The organism is Erythrobacter sp. SD-21 (genome assembly GCF_000181515.1).
Taxonomy (GTDB): Bacteria; Pseudomonadota; Alphaproteobacteria; order Sphingomonadales; family Sphingomonadaceae; genus Qipengyuania.
Window position 1 is genome coordinate 285,755 of sequence record NZ_ABCG01000003.1, and the last position, 17,028, is coordinate 302,782.

Annotated in this window: 11 protein-coding genes and 1 pseudogene; 4 read left to right on the forward strand and 8 right to left on the reverse strand. The window is 56.9% G+C overall.

What is annotated here, in order from left to right; genetic code table 11:
- Positions 1–2: 2 nt before the first annotated feature.
- The gene (locus ED21_RS07480; protein WP_006833261.1) at positions 3–236 is read right to left on the reverse strand and encodes a DUF3489 domain-containing protein; all 234 of its coding nucleotides are present in this window, start codon (positions 234–236) and stop codon (positions 3–5) included.
- A gap of 264 nt (positions 237–500) precedes the next feature.
- Between ED21_RS07480 and ED21_RS15085 the strand changes: the two are divergent.
- Positions 501–1,135 (forward strand): annotated as a pseudogene (locus ED21_RS15085) (tyrosine-type recombinase/integrase).
- A gap of 68 nt (positions 1,136–1,203) precedes the next feature.
- Here ED21_RS15085 and ED21_RS07495 read toward each other — a convergent pair.
- From ED21_RS07495 to ED21_RS07515, 7 genes are all read right to left on the reverse strand, one after another.
- Entirely contained in the window at positions 1,204–2,145 is a 942-nt protein-coding gene (locus ED21_RS07495) for a transglutaminase family protein (RefSeq protein ID WP_198005830.1), read from the reverse strand.
- Between the two features lie 279 nt (positions 2,146–2,424).
- Positions 2,425–3,108: an RHS repeat-associated core domain-containing protein gene (locus ED21_RS15990; RefSeq protein WP_083800406.1), complete on the reverse strand. Its 684-nt coding sequence runs from the start codon at positions 3,106–3,108 to the stop codon at positions 2,425–2,427.
- Positions 3,109–3,476: 368 nt separating this feature from the next.
- Positions 3,477–4,850 carry an IS1182 family transposase gene (locus ED21_RS07500; RefSeq protein WP_006831738.1) on the reverse strand — a complete coding sequence of 458 codons (1,374 nt, stop codon included), beginning with the start codon at positions 4,848–4,850 and terminating at the stop codon, positions 3,477–3,479.
- 100 nt (positions 4,851–4,950) lie between these two features.
- Positions 4,951–5,193, reverse strand: a complete 243-nt coding sequence (locus tag ED21_RS15375; protein ID WP_156787387.1) for a hypothetical protein — start codon at positions 5,191–5,193, stop codon at positions 4,951–4,953.
- 275 nt (positions 5,194–5,468) lie between these two features.
- Positions 5,469–6,731: a DUF2254 domain-containing protein gene (locus ED21_RS07505; RefSeq protein ID WP_006833267.1), complete on the reverse strand. Its 1,263-nt coding sequence runs from the start codon at positions 6,729–6,731 to the stop codon at positions 5,469–5,471.
- Positions 6,732–7,139: 408 nt separating this feature from the next.
- Positions 7,140–8,228 carry a histidine kinase dimerization/phosphoacceptor domain -containing protein gene (locus ED21_RS07510; protein WP_006833268.1) on the reverse strand — a complete coding sequence of 363 codons (1,089 nt, stop codon included), beginning with the start codon at positions 8,226–8,228 and terminating at the stop codon, positions 7,140–7,142.
- A gap of 204 nt (positions 8,229–8,432) precedes the next feature.
- Positions 8,433–10,844: a PAS domain S-box protein gene (locus tag ED21_RS07515; RefSeq protein WP_034921763.1), complete on the reverse strand. Its 2,412-nt coding sequence runs from the start codon at positions 10,842–10,844 to the stop codon at positions 8,433–8,435.
- A 605-nt stretch (positions 10,845–11,449) separates the two neighbouring features.
- Here ED21_RS07515 and ED21_RS07520 point away from each other — a divergent pair.
- From ED21_RS07520 to ED21_RS07530, 3 genes are read left to right on the forward strand one after another with little or no spacing between them, the layout of a single operon-like run.
- Positions 11,450–12,541, forward strand: a complete 1,092-nt coding sequence (locus ED21_RS07520) for an efflux RND transporter periplasmic adaptor subunit (RefSeq protein WP_006833270.1) — start codon at positions 11,450–11,452, stop codon at positions 12,539–12,541.
- Positions 12,531–15,635 (forward strand): efflux RND transporter permease subunit, encoded by a 3,105-nt coding sequence (locus ED21_RS07525; RefSeq protein WP_006833271.1) that lies wholly within the window; start codon positions 12,531–12,533, stop codon positions 15,633–15,635. Before ED21_RS07520 ends, ED21_RS07525 begins: the two co-directional genes overlap by 11 nt.
- Entirely contained in the window at positions 15,632–17,020 is a 1,389-nt protein-coding gene (locus ED21_RS07530) for an efflux transporter outer membrane subunit (protein WP_083800407.1), read from the forward strand. The genes ED21_RS07525 and ED21_RS07530 overlap by 4 nt, the downstream gene beginning before the upstream one ends.
- Positions 17,021–17,028: the final 8 nt, after the last annotated feature.

The following is a 17,028-nucleotide window of genomic DNA, read 5'->3' on the forward strand; positions in this document are numbered from 1 at the left end:
GTTCACGCGCTCTTCGTGATGTGATAGCAGGAGACCTCGCCGCGCGTGTCTCGCTCGATCGTGTGCCCCTTCTTCTTCAGCCCGGTCATCGCTGCGCGGGCCGTATGCGGCAGCCAGCCGGTGGCCTTCACCATGTCGTCGAGCGTCGCGCCCTGCTTGCGTTTGAGCAGCGCGACGACCTTGTTGATCTTGGTCTCGCGCTTGGGGGCGGCGGCTGTGTCGGTCTGCTTCGTCATGGGTGGTTCTCCTGATCTCAAGCGGCACTTTGCCGCCTGCCACCACCCAAGGCCCCGGCTCGCATGCTGCACCGGGGCGGCAGCCCGCCTTCAGGGGCTGCGATTCACTGACAGCACCAATGCTTGCTTTGCTCGCGAAGTCGAATGGAAAGTGGGGGGCTGTCCGCTGTCGGCTTTGCGCCCCCATGTCGGTCGTAGCCATCCGAAATCTTAGTTCCCGAAAACAGACATTCTCCAAGGCCATTCCGGCCAAGGAGAATGACAATGACTTACTCACAATTTGACCCGGCTTCGCAAAACCGAGTTCCTTGGAACTTCGGTGCCAAGATCGGACCCAAGCGTCCATTCAATCAGAAACAGATCTGGGCGATCCGATTCTTCCTTGATCGGGAAAAGCGCGTCCGCGACCGAGCGCTTTTCGATATCGCAATAGATAGCAAGCTGCGAGGCTGTGACCTCGTTGAGCTTAAGATCGGTGACTTGGTCAGCGGCCCAGAAATCAGAACTCGAGCAACGATCACGCAGCGAAAGACTGGTCGGCCCGTTCAATTCGAGATCGCGAAAAAGACTCAAGAGATAGCCTGTTTGCCTGGCTAGAACGTAGAGGTGGAGCCGTTGAGGACTATGTCTTCCCAAGCCGGATTGATGCCGCGCGCCATCTGAGCACCCGCCAATACGCCCGACTCGTTGATGAATGGGTCGCGGCGATTGGGCTGCGGCCTGAGGAGTATGGCACACATTCGCTCAGGAGAACCAAGGCCTCGATGATTTACAAAGCTACGGGCAATATCCGGGCGATCCAGATTCTGTTAGGACACTCGAAAATCGAGAACACCGTTCGATACCTTGGCGTCGATATTGAAGATGCTCTCACTCTCGCAGAGAAGACAGAAATTTGATCGATCGGGGCGCCAGTCTCAGTAAGGCTGGCGTCCATCTGGCGTAGTAATTGGATCTCGTCATATTTCTATCGATCTGGCGGCTTCCAGCCCCATGCCTCCGCCTGTCGAAAGGCTTCGGCGTTTTGGCTGGCGAGCATCTGGAAACGCGGCCGCAAGCTGGGCGGTATTGTCTGCGGGTTCGGAAACCGCTCGATGAACTCGGTGCGGAGCAACTCGCCATGTGCAGAGCCACGTGTCAGCATCGCGTGAACATCGGTCGGGTAATATTCGAGTAGCACTTCTGCGACGGCTATGGCTTCATCATAGCGGCCTTGGCTCATCAACCATTCGGTGACGGTGCTGGCTATGACCGCAATGCTCTCGCGCTTGGTCAACACGCCCAGATAGATGCCACTATCTACCTGCGCCTGTGTGACGCCCATCTGCTCGAAATATTCACTTTCGCGGGCGGGATGGCCTCCGCTCGTCGACTCGATGGCAATGCTGCGGCCATTGGTCGGATTGGTGTAGCGCATGAACACATGAAGCGGCGCGGTCGAGAGCGAAACATTCAGCCCCAGCCTCTCGGCCACGATAAGCTGCAAAATGGGCATCGAGACGCAGTTGCCTCGGCGGGTGTCGAGATAGGTGGTTAGAAGCTTGTTGCGCAGGTCACGGCCATAAGGGTCGTCGTGGTCATAGACGAACGGCCTATTATCATTCCATGCGCCTGCTTCGTAAATGACCTGTCGTGCCGCCTTGAGCTTGTCCACGTCGCTGCCGTTCGCCGCAATGCGTGTCGCAACACTCGCGAGCTGGTCAATCTCGGCGGTCACGGCTGCCTCGTCCAGTTCTGGTGCGATGATGTGGTCAAAGGTCAGTTTTGCCCGCTCGTAGCTCAACTCGCTATCGGGAGCGGCTAGAACGGCGCGGACGGTATCACCGGGGGACTGGGCAAAGCTTTGCGTGTTGCAAAAAGTGAATATTAAAAGCGCAATAAATGCTCTAGTCAAAAAGATTTTATTCATGACCCATCGTTTTTTTTCAAAAATAAGTCTGTCGTTTTTGAAAAAATGAAGCACAATATTAAGTTTATTGACACTACGGTTATTATGGCTGCCAATATTTCTCCAATTGCCTCCAAGCCTATCGCAGAATGCACTAATCCAATCAGTTCTGACAGAATTGAAAGGCAGAAATGATTGGTCAAAAGGCATTGATATTGCGCATGTAATTCGTACGCAATAAATGCGTTCAAGGCTAATACAAAGCCTGCGTTAAGCATGAGCTTCATGGTTGTCACCGAGCTAATATTTAGGCCCAGTCAGGGGAGGGGGCCGTAGCCTTTCGTCTAGCCCCGGACCTACTGTACCATCTGGGTTTCGATTAAGCCCCCGGAGCTGATGATTTAATTGTGATGGCGTGAAAATTGGCCCCCTGATTGAAACTCCTCCAGCTCTTAGAACTGATGCAGCAGCACACGAGCAATTCGTCTCTCGCTCTGTATTGTCTTGAGGTAGAGTATCCCATCGCTCTTTTGACCTTTGGGCAGCAGACTCCCTATCAAGGCCATCATCATTAGGCGCTCTGACAGTTATAACTCTATCGGGTTCCCGCCCCATTGCGGTTACTGCTTCTTCATAAGTAGCAGTAACATTGGGTTGTGAGGGACTTGTGAGTTTGAGGTCAGAGCCTTCTCCCCCAGGCCACTGGTTAACGAGTATTTGCTCAGGTTGACCGTTTTCACTTATTAGCACGTGGCCTACTTCATTCTTATATTCGCCTGTAGGTAGCCAAATGTGAACATCTACATCTCTCTCGCCAGTTGGGTCGACGTTATTAATGGGGTCGTTCCCGACATAGGCATAGAGGTTGATGTCATCCTCATATCCGATGGGGTCGGTCTGTAGGTAACGCGCCTGTGCTGGCGAGGCGGTGACGGCCGCTAGAGCGATAGCAGCTGCTGCGGTTGTGAAAATCGGCTTTTGCAAGACACGCCTCCCCTGATATTGCGAAGAGGTCTAACACATTGGCAAGTAAAAGCCATTGCGAATATTGTTGGGCGTGCCGCCGCCTCCCCTCGCCGTGGATATCTGCCGAACGATTTGCGCATAGACGAAATCTACGGATTTAGTTCCTTGTCGGAATGGCGGCTCCGCTTTGGCGGAAGTTCAAAAGCGGACTGACCGCAATCGGCCCATTTCCGGACGCAGTTGGGCTCTTGGTGACAACGGCTGTTTTAAGGTTCGCACCGAAGCGGCCGGAACGGCGGCAATTGGGTGTATTGTGTTGAAAAAGTCGCCGCTGGCTGCGTTGGTTTAGCGTTCTGGATCGAGGGCGAGCGAGGCCGTTGCCTCTCTCAGGCGGCGGCGAGGCCTGGCATGGGCCGCATCTTGGCCAGTTTCCGGAGGTTCTGGGCGGCGGCGGCGAGGTGGAACTCGTCTTTTGCTCCGTTGGGACCGCGCAGACGCAGGCGGTCCAGCTTCAGGATCCGCTTGAGGTGCGCAAAGAGCATCTCGACCTTCTTTCGCTGGCGGCGTGAGACGAGATAGGCGTCGCTTTTGGAGATATCGCGTGCCAGGTCGCGTGCGCCTTCGTGAACCGAGCGCATGATTTTGCGGGTCGCCGTGCGGGGTGCGCAATGCTGCTTGAGATTGCATGCCTGACAGTCCTTTTGGCTCGCACGGTAGCGGATGAAGCCATCGGCATTGGCCAGCGGCCGCGGTGTCTTGAAGTTGCGGTTGGATGGTCTCAGCCGCTTGCCGCCAGGGCAGCGGTAGCTGTCGTCCTGGGGGTCATAGGCAAAGTCTGACCGCGCGAAGGTGTCGTCGCTACGGGCAGACTTATCGAACACGGGGATGTGGGGCTCGATGCCCTTGTCCTCGACCAGCCATGCAAGGTTCGGCGCCGAGCCATAAGCTGTGTCGGCTACAAGCCGCTCGGGCCGCAGGCCGAAGCGTTCCTGCGTTCGCTCGATCATCCGGCGCTGCGCAGTGACCTCGGCCTGCCGGACCGATGTCGTCGCCTCTACATCGACGATCACCGCGTGATCGAGGTCGATCAGATAGTTGGTGGAGTAGGAGTAGAAAGCCGCCTCGCGCGTTGCCGCAGTCCAGCGCGCAGCTGGATCGGTGAGGTTGATCCGCTTCGGCTCGACAGGCGTGGCTCCGCCGAAGGCAGCATCATCGAGGACCTCAAGATACTCAGCGACCGCACGACCGGCAGCTTCGGTCGGGAGCCCTTCATCTCCCGGTACCGAACGCTGGCGGTGGACATCGGCGCGGATCAGACTCGCATCGACCGCGAAGCCTTCTGCCCCCACCAGTCCTTCTCTCATGCAGCGCTCGACGGTCATCTCGAACAGCTTGCGCAGCAGATCGCTGTCACGGAACCGGCCGTGTCGGTTCTTCGAGAAGGTCGAGTGATCGGGCACCGCGCCGTCGAGATCGAGCCGGCAGAACCAGCGATAGGCGAGATTGAGGTGCACCTCCTCGCACAAGCGGCGCTCCGAGCGTATGCCCATGCAATAGCCAATGATGAGCATCCGGATCATCAGTTCGGGATCAACCGAAGGCCGCCCGGTCGAGCTGTAGAACGGCTTCAGGTGCTCTCGGATATCCGTAAGATCGACGAACCGGTCAACCGAGCGCAGCAGGTGATCCTGCGGCACATGATCCTCAATGCGGAAGCTGTAGAACAGCGGCTCCTGCATCACCGTCCGCTCACCCATCATCAGTCCGTCTCCGCGTGGTTGCAGAAACACTGAATCAATAGTTTAGTCCCGAAGCAAGGGGGAGTTTTTCAACAGAATAGGGTGGATAGCGGACGCCTATCTAATTTGAGCTTTTGGTCATCAAATTCTTACCGCGTCGTTCGATTGCGCGGCGAGCAAAGCCCCACCAGATCGCATTATAGGCTGCGCCTGAATAAAGGGCCACATCATCAGTCAGGAATGGAATGGCCGGTAGCGTTAGAAGTTTGGCGTAGACCGCACAGCCGACCGCAAACCAGATAGCGCCGACTATGGAAACAAGCCGACGATGCCGATCAATAAGACGGATGAATTGATCGATCACTGGATGTCTTCTCGAAGCTTACTTAGTTTGAATAACTTGGCATCATTCCGTTGGGTCGGCAATCGGGTCATTAGCTGCTGGTCCGCTCCTGGCACATCGCTAGCTCGCTAATTCAGACGTAGAAGGGGTGGATTGCGGACGCTTGATCAAGCTTGATAGTGAACTGGGTTTGGACCCCACCAGACCTCACTAGCGGGACCAAGTCTTTTCGTGGAACCGAGGCGGCTCCTGATCGCCATCTATTCGCTTCTTTCGAAAAATGTGATCACTGGCGATTATCTTTTCTCAAACGCGTTGCGATGCGCCTGTTCTATTCGCTCGACGTCGTGCGGAAAATCAAGATTCATTCTAGCACGCTCCAGAGCCAACTCAGCTTGCTTCCTGGCAGCGCCTGATAAGCTCGCTGAAGTGCTTTCTGTGAGTATTGCAAGGGACTTCTGCAACCACACTCCAAACTCGACAGAACTGACTCCGTCCTTGCTGATCGCACCGAAAGCATCTTCCACCAAATCCGCCGGATCCAGCCCACTGACCAGAATTCGCTCGAAGCTTTCTACGGGCTCTGTCTTGGCTTGTTGCGTGTCCCATTCCCGAATAATCCGCGCCATCCTCACCGCTATGTCTATGGCGGTGCCAGGATCGTTGATCCCAGGAGAGAGGGCGCGTGAGCCAATCTCTGACAAAGTGATCAATCCGAATCGGGGATCGGTCGAAAAGGACCTGCAGTCGGCTATCAAGAATGCTTCCCGTGCCTCCACTACATCAGGCATTTTACCTTCTTGCCTTAAATGTATTCTGGCCAGAGGGCGGTTGGGTCCAACAAAGGTTCCGGGATAACTGCAAACTTCTATGAAGGCGTTGTTTTCCTTAGCCCATTCCTCCAGACTCTCCATTTCAATGTGCTGAATGAAACCGACCTCATCAGAAAAGATCGCAAGTGGTTCTTGAAGTGTAGCGGTGATCGGTTTTGCGCCGAGCGGTGCACGGGCTGGCCACTCCCCGAACGCTTCACGCGTGGCCTGTTCGACTTTCGCGACCGTGTTTCCCAAGCGACCGAGCCGGGCGATATTGTCGACCCAGCGAACGAAAGTCAGGACCACCCATGCAAATATAACCAGCGTCGCGAGAAAAAGTGTGAACCGTCCTGCAGTCCCAAAAAATCCGACCTTGAGCGGGATTAGTCCGACTATGCTAAAAATAAACGCGCCTATGAAGCTGGAAAGCGCGGTCTGCGATTGGCCGTCCGCGATCAGCAGTGAGAATGCGCGTGGAGTAGCGTTCGATCCAGCCGATGCATAAGCGGAAACCATAGATGCTACCGCAAACGTCGCCACACCGAGCATACTTGCAGAGAGTACTGTTAGCAGTTTTTCGATTGTATCCGACTGGATGTCTGGCGCTAGGCTGTCGATACCGAGGCCATCCGCGAAATGGGCTATGTAGACAACCGCAAGAGCAATAAGAGCATAGCCCAGAGGCTTGATCCATAACCTCTCTCGTAGGTTTTGGATCATAAATTTCAGGCGGCTTCCGATCATGTACACGGCTCCAAATCCCGCCGAAATCAGCGAAATCCTGCCTTCAGCCGTAATCGAACATCGATCAAGCCCTTCATTCCCAATTTCTGGCCGTAAGGGCTGCACGCAATACGTGTCGCGTATATCGGATTAGCGCGCCCCTCAATCAAAAATGTTGATGCGGGCTATACCCCGGACAGGTCAGGTCGAGAGAGCATCCTCCGGCCCTAAGCTCCTGCGCAGCGTCACAACGGGCTTACTGTCACGATCGGCATAGGCGTGAGCTCGTTTGGGTGATTGTCTGACCAGTTACTTCTCATGGTACAAGAGGCGGCTCTTCGTCCGCAATCGGGTCGTTTGCAACCCGACCGCTCCTGGGTGAAACCGCGCTCGGCAGCTAGGTCATCAATTATGAGTTCAGCAGATGCCTCAGTTATACTGTGGTGCTATTTTCAGCTCCATTCCTTCACCTGAAGCTGTCCACTGGGCATTGGCATTTAGCGAGTTCGCGAGTGAATGGATCACCCTCGTGCCCAATCCGGATTTCGACATGGCCCGCTCGGCATCTATTTCAGTCGCTGTCCCGTTGTCGCGGCAAACAATGGACCACGAACCAGCGTCGCCCTCTATAAGCACCGTGATGGCGCCTTTCGCACCCTTCAAGCCGTGCTTGACGCTGTTGGAGACGAATTCATTCACAACCAGCAGCAGGGCATTCGCCAGCTGAGGTGTCGCTTCGATAGCTTCAACCTCAATCGACAATGTTGCAGCATCCGGGATGAGATATCGCAAGTCGGTCTGTACCCGCTCAAAAAGGGACTTCAGGTCGATACGGCCACCTGCTTCCAACTCGTGCAATTCGGCGTGAAGGGACGACAGCGATCGAATGCGCGTGCTCGCGTCATCCAATTCTAGCCTCAATGCCTCGTTTGATGTTTTGCGGGCTTTCATCGAAAGCAGTGCCCCGATCGAGGCCAATGAGTTCTTTACACGATGATCCACCTCTCTTCGAAGGATCCGCTCTTCTTGCAAGGCGAGCCGAAGATTGAGTTCGCTCATTACGTGTTTCGATAGTACCCTAAGGATGTTACGCTGGCGATCCGTGAGAGTTCGCGGCTTGTGATCAAGAACACACAGGGTACCGAGGGGGAGACCGTTCGTCCCCTTGAGAACCGCTCCGGCGTAAAAACGAAATCCTGGCTCTGACGTGCACAGCGGGTTGTCCGCCATCCGTTCATCTTGAAGCGTATCGGGGATCTCTACGAAGTCCCCCTGAAGTATGACGTGGCCGCACAAGCTTGTCTCTATCGGAGTGGATCGCACGCCGAGGCCGACTTCGGCCTTGAACCACTGACGTCCCGAGTCAACGAAGTTCACGACCGAAACCGGCACCTCGCATATATCCGAGGCGATTTCGACCAGCTCATCAAAATCCCTCTCACGCTCGGTATCTAGAATGCTGTAGCGGCGAAGCTCCCTAAGGCGCTCCTCTTCCTCGGGGTGCAGGCGTGGTTTCATTCGACGGTTTTAGCAGGAACACGAATATTGTGAACTGCGCTAGTTGTCTGCTTTCGGGTCGTTAGCTGCCTGTCCGCTCCTGGCCCATTCCTAGCTCGGCAAAACAGTCGCGAACTGGGGTGGTTAGCGGACGTTCGGTTCATTGCGCCGCCCATGTTCCGACCCACTACTCGATAGCTTACCGAAAACCCAGCTCTCTCAGAGTTAGGCCAACAAGGCCTTCAAATCATCATCGGAAAATGGTTTCGCCAACACCGAGAATTGCTGCGAGCGCAGTTCATCAGGGATCGCGCCGCCTGTAGCCAGGATCAAACGCATATCCGGATGTGTGGTCTTCACGTCTAAGAGAAATTCTGCAGCATTTCCATCCGGGAGACTCAAATCGGAAACAATCGTGTCCAGTTGGCTTGTCTCAAGCAGCTCTCTGGCTTCCTTCAAGCTGCCTGCCTCAATCACGTCGTGCCCTAGCGATTCCAAGCCTTCTGCCGTATTCGTACGTATCAAGGGTTCATCTTCGACAAGAAGTATCTTGCGCTTCTTACCAGAATGCATTTGTTCAGTTGAAAGAACGACGGGAGAATTGGACTCTACCGCTGCAAAGGTCGGAGAATTAGTATGCTTTGCTTTCTCCAGAACTTTCCGAACCTTCTGACTCAGCCTTTCAGCTGAGTAGGGCTTGCTGATCAGGTCAATTCCGTCGTCCAGTTTACCCGCATGGACAATCGCATTTTGCGTGTATCCTGACGTGAACAGCACACCGATATTCGGCAGGTGTTCTTTGGCAATCTGTGCCAACTCCGTCGAACGCAGTTTGCCCGGCATCACGACATCGGTAAAAAGAAGGTCAATAGCAATGCCACACTGCACGATAGCAAGCGCGCTGTCGGCATTCGCAGCCTCGATAACCTTGTAGCCCAGGTTCGAAAGGACTTCGACGGTGGTGGAGCGAACGTCGGGATCGTCTTCGACAACAAGAATGACCTCGTTATTGCCCTGTTCAAGAACGGCGCCGCCTTCAGGGCGCTGAGTGAGCTCAGCCTTGCGGGTTCGGGGCAGATAGAGCCTGACAGTAGTTCCCTCGTCTTCCTCGCTGTATATCGTGATATGCCCAGCGGATTGCTTCACAAAGCCGAAAACCATCGAGAGCCCAAGCCCGGTCCCCTTTCCCGGCGCTTTGGTTGTGAAGAAGGGTTCAAAAACTTTCGAAAGGTTCTCTTCTGGGATTCCGCATCCGGTATCGGTGACGGCGATCATGACATACTGACCAGGGTTGGCGCCCGGATGAAGGTTCGAATAATCTTCGTCCAGTGAAGCGTTTCCGACTTCAAGGGTAAGCTTGCCCTCTCCTTTCATCGCGTCACGTGCATTGATCGCGAGATTGAGAAGCACATTCTCGAGTTGCCTTGGATCAACGAGGCAGTTCCACAGTCCAGCAGCGACAATCGTTTCAATCTCGACCGTCTCGCCGAGCGTTCGCCGAAACATATCATCCATGTCACGCATCACCCGCCCGGCATTGATCGGCTTCGGCTTGAGCGGCTGTTGACGCCCAAAAGCGAGTAGCTGCGCAGCGAGCTTGGCGCCGCGCGCCACCCCGGCAAGCGCATTGTCAAGGCGGGCTATGTTCTGCCCTTCGAGGATAGGGTCTTTCTTTAGAAGCTGCAGATTACTGCCGATGACCTGAAGCAGATTATTGAAATCGTGGGCTACGCCCCCCGTAAGCTGCCCAATTGCTTCCATCTTCTGCGCCTGTACCAGTTGCGCTTCCAGTGCCTTTCGCTCGGCAATAGCCTCGTCAACGCGTTCGCGAAGAGCAGTATTGAAGGAATTGAGCGCCTCCCTGGCCTTTAGCTCATCGTCAATGTTGCGCGCTTCGATCACTGTACCGATCGTCAGCCCGTCTGCATTCTTCATGGGCGAAGCTGTGAACCCGACATTGTAGAATGATCCGTCCTTGTGGACGAACACTTCCTCTCCTTGCGTTTGGCTATTCTTGGGGAACGCCCGGTCAATGGCGCATTCGCTGATCGGAAAAGGGCGACCATCGGGATAGCTGTGGTGAATTACGTCGTGGAGCGGTTTGCCCTGAGTTTCCGCGAAGGTGAAGCCAGTGAGTTCCTCGGCCGCCATGTTCATGAAAGAGCAGTGCTGACGGTCATCCATCATGAACACCGCCATAGTAGTGTTGTTCAGAATGGCATCCAGCCGGCCCGAAACCTGTTCGAGCTCCTGACGGATCTTTCTTGGCTCGGTAATGTCTTGGATGGCAGCATAGAAAACCGGTAGATCGCCGGTCGTAATCAGTTGCAAGCGCACGCTTACATCGTAGGTCGAACCGTCTTTCCTCTCGTGGACGGTCTCGAATTTAAGCTCCTCGAGTTGGCCATTGATGAGAGGGGTCACGTATTCCTTGAATTCAGCCTCACTGTATTCTGGCTTTATGTCCCAGGGATGCAGGCTGGAAAGCTCTTCTTTCGAATAGCCCAGATTGTCGCGCGCGCCCTGGTTGACCAACAGAAAACGGAAATTGTCTTTCCCGAACAGGAAAACTTCCGCAGCGGCTTTTTCGACGATTTCGCCAAGACGCTCGCTCGTCACTTGCTCTGACAATGGCATTAGAGGTGATCCCCAGACCCTTGCGGATTTGCCTTACAACCCGCGCAATGCGCGAACGCATCCGGGCGATACTAGGTTCCTGAAATGAAAAGGTCATTGAACAACGAGTTTGGCGACGGCCCGCACTAGATCGATTATCGGAAAAGCTGCATGAGTTGGGGCATTAGCTGATGGCGCAGTTTCGGGGCGAACTACGGGAACCTGCCTTCCCAAGTTCAAAGCCGAAGGTCCGCTATCGGGTCGTTAGCGGAATGGCTGCTTTTGCGCGAGAATGTACCAAAGCGGACACTCGAATTTCCCGCAGCCGCGCGCGCCCGCGCGTGTTGGTCCACAAACTCCTGTCGATTGCCCTTCCGCATAGATACGCGGCCGCGCGTTTAGCTGGGTCTCTCGAAGACAAGCCGCGATTGGACTGGCAGCACCCGAGGAAGGGGTAGCTGAGTTAGCGGAGACCAACTGCGATTGTGCTCACAGCATAGGCTTGGGCGTTACATTCGTCCGAAACCTGGGCTTATTGGAATCCGCGCTCCTTACGATAACTGTCTGCGCAAATTCCTTTTGCTTTTAGCTTTTGATAACCGACGCATTTCTTTACAAGTGCGTGTATGGATTTCCTCAATCGATCGGTAGGATTGTTTGGCGCGGTCATTCTTGCTGCGTGCTCGTCCGAAAGCAGCGAGGTGAGGGAAGAGGCTGTCCCTGTGGTTGCCGAAGAGGTGCGATTTCTGCCTGACAGGGAGGAGGTGGAAGCGATTGGCACAGCCCGAGCCGTGACTTCAGCCGAGATTTATCCCGAAGGAGCAGGCCGCGTCACCAGCGTCATGTTCTCGGCTGGGGATTTTGTCCGCTCCGGCCAGCCATTGCTCCAGCTGGAGGCGCGGCAGGAGCAACTAGCGGTCGAAGCTGCACGCGTGCAGGTGCTAGAAGCGCAGCAATTGCTTGGTCGCTATCGCCGTATCGAGGATACCGGCGCGATTTCCGAAAGCCAGATAGAAGCGGGGGAAACCGCCCTCGCTTCGGCGCAGGTGATGTTGCGACAGGCGCAGGCCGAACTCGCCGACCGGGTCGTCAGGGCTCCCTTTTCGGGCCATATCGGCCTGACCGAGATCGATCCGGGCGACCGGGTCAGCGATGCTACCCCGATCGCGCAGATTGACCAACGCAGCCGGTTATACATCGATTTCCCGGCGCCTGAGGAGGTGTTCGCAACCTTGCGCAAGGGGGAGGTTGTGCAAGTCTCCGCCTTCTCCGGTCAAAACGATCCAATCAAGGCACGGATCGTGTCGACGGATTCCCGTATTACTAGCGACACCCGCAACTTCACAGTAAGGGCAGCGATCGCCAATTCGGGCGACCGTTTCCGTCCGGGTATGAGCTTCCGCGTAATGTTCGCTCGCAACGACGCTACCCGCGCTGCGGTTGCCGAAGAGGCGATCGTATGGGGCGGTAAAGGCTCGCATTTGTTTGTGGTTCGCGAAGGAAATGCTGCGCGGATACCGGTGACAATCACTTCGCGCCGCAATGGACTTGCTTTGGTCGACGGGGCGCTCAAGGCGGGCGACCGTGTAATTGTCGAAGGCGTGCAAAAAATCCGTGACGGACAGGAAATCCGCTTGGTACGCCCGGTTATCGCGCCCGAAGCCGATGTTGAATTGCGCGAGCCTTCCAAAACCGATGTCGAAAACGATGGCGGATAAGGCTGACCTGCCGATGCTTGCGGTCAAGCGACCGCTTCTGGTTGGAGTAATCAACCTTCTTATCGTTATTGCAGGTCTCGCGGCATTCGCAGGGATCGAAGTGCGCGAACTCCCCAATGTCGATCGACCCATTGTCTCGATCACGGCCTCGCTACCGGGCGCGGCGCCCGAAACGATGGACAGCGAGGTCACACGCGTTCTCGAGGATGCTGTCGCACGCGTTACCGGTGTACGCCAGATCAACTCATCGAGCGAAGAGAATAACACACGCATCCGTGCCGAGTTCAATGCCGGGGTCGATCTAGATACGGCGGCTTCGGATGTGCGCGAGGCCGTCAGCCGCGTGACGCGCGACCTCCCCGATCGGGTCGAACAGGTTAATATCGTGAAGGCCGATGCCGACGCCCAGCCGATAATGGTGCTCGCCGTGTCGAGCGACCGCTATGGCGAGGCCGAACTAACACGCGTGGTTGAGAACGACGTGATCCCCGAACTGCTGACCGCCGAGGGGGTGGCCAGCATCGACCAGTTCGGCACGCGTGCCTTGCAGATGCGCGTGTCGGTCGATCCGGCCCGGCTGAACCGTTTTGGGCTAACCATGAGCGATGTCGCCTCCGCTCTCGAACGCGCGCCATACGATGTGCCCGTCGGATCCTTCCGGTCGGAATCGCAGGAACTGGTTGTGCGTGCCAATGCCAGCGCGACCGAACCCCACCTTATCCGCGAGGTCATAATTGCTGGAACAACTCGGGTCGGCGATGTCGCCGAAGTGACACTCGCCCCGGCGGATGCAACCAACTTCGTGCGGCTCGATGGTCGCCCGATCGTCGGTCTCGGGGTCGTTCGTCAGGCAAGCTCGAACACTATCGAGATTTCGAATGCCATCCGTGCCTCCGTCGATCGGGTAGCGGCGCGATACCAGGACCTCGATGTCAATGTCATTTCGGACGATGCCGACTTCATTGAGATTTCGGTCCGCGAGGTCCTTATCACGCTCGCCTTCACTATCCTCGTGGTGATCGGAACGATGCTTTTGTTCTTCCGCGCTTGGCGCGCGACTCTCATACCCAGCACTACGATCCCGGTCGCACTCATCGGCGTTCTTGCCGGAATCTGGCTGATGGGGTTCTCAATCAATCTGCTGACCTTGCTAGCGCTGGTTCTCGCGACAGGCCTCATCGTCGACGACGCGATCGTCGTTCTCGAGAACACGCAGCGGCTACGGAATAGGGGCCTCGGAAGACGCGCCGCGGCGGTAGTCGGTACGCGGCAGGTGTTCTTCGCCGTGATCGCAACGACGGCGGTACTCGTTTCGGTTTTTCTGCCAATCAGTTTTCTGCCGTCGCAGGCAGGCCGGCTTTTTCGAGAGTTCGGCTTCGTTCTCTCGGTCGCGGTGCTCATTTCATCCTTCGTTGCGCTGTCTCTAGTTCCGGCGCTGGCGGCCAAGTTCGACCTCAGGAGCGGCGATGACGGGGCGGACCGGGTAACGCGCTTCGGCGCGAAACTGCGCAAGCAATACACTGTCTTGCTTGGACGATGCCTGGATCACGGCCGGATCGTGGTCGTCACCGCGATCGCGATGGCGGCCGTCACGGGCTTGCTTTATCTCCAGCTCGACTCCGAATTGGTCCCCGATGAGGATCGTGGGGTGATCGAGATCGATGCAACAGGCCCGGACGGCGTAGGGCTCGACTTCATGGACCGCGAGCTTGATGAGATTGAGGTCATGCTCCAGCCTTATCTCGACAGCGGAGAAATTCAGAGCACCTTCTCCATCGTCGGTCGCTACGATCCGAACCGGGTTCGTGTTACCGCGCAACTTGCCGATTGGAGTGAACGTGAGCGCAGCCAGACCGCTATCGTCGAAGAATTGAACGACCCTCTTCGCGAAATTCCGGGCTCGCGAACCAACGCCCGCGGGCGTGGCACGCTCAGCTTCGGTGGCGGAGGCGGCGGCAATATCGAAGTTGCGCTGACTGGGGGCGAATACGAAAACATCTACCGCTCGGCACTAGCGCTGAGCGAAGCAATCGATACCAGTTCGGAGGTTCTCTCCAATCCCGATATTTCGTACCAGCCTACGCAGCCACAGCTCTCGGTGCAAATCGATCGACGGCGCGCCTCCGATCTCGGGGTCGATCTGGACGATGTCGCCCAGACCCTGCGCGCGATGATTGGTGGCGACGACCTTGTCGATCTCAATGTTTCAGACCAGGCGGTGCCGATCTTTCTCACATCCGAAGCGGTCGCGGTGACCAATCCCTCTGATCTGCGCAACCTATACGTCCGAACCAAAAATGGCGGACTTGTGCCGATGTCGAGCATCACACGGATCGTGGAACAGGGGGTGGCTGCCGAACTGGACCGCACAGAACAGCGCCGCGCGATCGAGCTTGAGGCGAACATTGCTGAAGGTGTGCCGCTGCAGGACGCGGTTGACGAAATCGAACGACTAGCCGCGGAATCCGTTGCTGAAGACATCGATATGCTCCTGCAAGGCGAAGCCGAAAGCCTGGAGGAAACATCGAATGACGTCCTGATGACCTACCTGTTTGCGCTGGTGATCGTCTTCCTTGTGCTGGTTGCGCAGTTCGAAAGTCTGACCAGTGCGCTCGTCGTACTGTGCACCGTACCATTTGCTCTCGCTGCCGCGCTTTTCGCGCTTTTCCTTTCCGGTGTTTCGCTCAACATCTATTCGCAGATTGGCCTGGTCATGCTGATTGGACTGATGGCCAAGAACGGTATCCTGATCGTCGAGTTCGCAGACCAGCTACGCCACCAGGGGCGGAGCGTGCGCGAGGCTGCCGAAGAAGCGGCGGCGATCCGACTGCGACCGATCGGGATGACTTTGATTTCGACCGTGATCGGCGCTGTCCCGCTGATCCTTGCCTCGGGCGCCGGGGCGGAAGCGCGCCAGTCAATCGGATGGGTCATTTTCGGCGGACTCGGCATCGCGGGCTTCTTCACGCTTTTCCTGACCCCGGTGATCTATCTCGGTATTGCTCGCTTCGGGCAACCGCGAAGCGTCGATTTGGCAAAGCTTCAGGCAGAAATCGAGGATGTCGATGAAGACATGACGATGGCGCCGGCATGATACTTGGGAGAATTACGCTCCCCGCCTGCGCACTATGGCTCGCTGGCTGTGCGAGTACCGATTTCGCGGTTCCCGACACCACCGTGGCCGCACCGACGGAATATTTCGCCGACCTGCCGGTCGCGGGACTTAATGAGTTTTGGTGGCGACCCTTTTCCGATCCGGTCCTCGACGGACTGATCGCGCGCGGGTTCGCGGCCAATCTCGATATCGCCGCCGCTGGCGACCGGTTGCGCGCGGCCGAGGCGCTGCTGCGTGCCGATCGAGCCGACCGCTTTCCTACCCTTGACGGTTCGGCGAATATAGGCGTCGAAACCGGTGACGATGGAACGCGGGTCACAGGGAGTGGAGGTATCTTCGGCAGTTTCGATCTCGACCTTTCGGGACGGCTGGGGGCGGAGATTCGTCTTGCCACCGCGCGCTATGCCGAAGCGGGCTACCTGCAAGCAGAACGGCGTCGGCTGGTAGCAGCAGCGATTGCGGCGCAGTATGTCGAATATCGTCGGACCGGCGCCCAGCTCGCCTTGCTCGAAGAATCGACCGAGCTGCAACGGCAGACGCTACGGATCGTCACCTTGCGATTTGAGGCCGGCCTATCGGCTAATCTCGATGTGCGCCGCGCGGCAGCCGACCTCGCGCAAACACAGGCTCGGCTCGGCCTGATCGAGGTCTCCCGTGCGGAGGCGAGACATGCGCTCGCCGTGCTACTTGGTGAAACGCCGGGGACGCTAGACATTCCGGCGTCGACAGGCGAGGATGACGTCATTCCCGACTATAGTGCCGGGCCACCAATCGGAGGGCCTGTCAATCTATTGCGGCGCCGCGGCGATGTGCTCGCCGCCGAGGCCCGGCTTGCTGCCGCCGCCGCGCAGGTCGGCATCGAGCAATCTGATCTGCGCCCCTCGCTCGTCGTGCCCGGCTCGATCTTGATCGGCGACGGTTCGCTCGACGGTCTTTTCGCCGGTTTCCTCGCCACTCTCGGCGCTGCGCTGGATCTGCCACTGTTCGATGGTGGGCGACGGCGCGCCGAGGTCGAGGCCGCTAGCGCCGAGCTTGATGCCAGTCTTGCCGAGTATCGCCAGACTTTCCTGCTTGCGCTGGGCGAAGCAGAGAATGCGCTAGTTGCGATCGGTGCCTACCGCCAGCGTGCGAACGCGCTCGCTGAGGCCATCGAGCAGAGCGAAACGGCACTAGGCCAATCTAACGCGCTCTACCGCGAAGGGCTCGCCTCATTGTTCGATGTGCTCGATGCGCAACGCCAGCTCATCGCCAGTCGTCAATCCTTGCTCGATAATCAGGCCGATTTGGCAGTTGCCTTTATAGAGCTTCATTCCGCCGCCGCGAGCGAGGACGGCAGGGAGATACCTGAACGTCTCACGATGTGAGCGTAAGG

Bases quoted from the DNA above. Each gene is read 5' to 3' on its own strand.
- ED21_RS07480 (WP_006833261.1), bottom strand. From the start codon at position 236: ATGACGAAGCAGACCGACACAGCCGCCGCCCCCAAGCGCGAGACCAAG.
- ED21_RS07495 (WP_198005830.1), bottom strand. From the start codon at position 2,145: ATGAATAAAATCTTTTTGACTAGAGCATTTATTGCGCTTTTAATATTC.
- ED21_RS07500 (WP_006831738.1), bottom strand. From the start codon at position 4,850: ATGATGGGTGAGCGGACGGTGATGCAGGAGCCGCTGTTCTACAGCTTC.
- ED21_RS07505 (WP_006833267.1), bottom strand. From the start codon at position 6,731: ATGATCGGAAGCCGCCTGAAATTTATGATCCAAAACCTACGAGAGAGG.
- ED21_RS07510 (WP_006833268.1), bottom strand. From the start codon at position 8,228: ATGAAACCACGCCTGCACCCCGAGGAAGAGGAGCGCCTTAGGGAGCTT.
- ED21_RS07515 (WP_034921763.1), bottom strand. From the start codon at position 10,844: ATGCCATTGTCAGAGCAAGTGACGAGCGAGCGTCTTGGCGAAATCGTC.
- ED21_RS07520 (WP_006833270.1), top strand. From the start codon at position 11,450: ATGGATTTCCTCAATCGATCGGTAGGATTGTTTGGCGCGGTCATTCTT.
- ED21_RS07525 (WP_006833271.1), top strand. From the start codon at position 12,531: ATGGCGGATAAGGCTGACCTGCCGATGCTTGCGGTCAAGCGACCGCTT.
- ED21_RS07530 (WP_083800407.1), top strand. From the start codon at position 15,632: ATGATACTTGGGAGAATTACGCTCCCCGCCTGCGCACTATGGCTCGCT.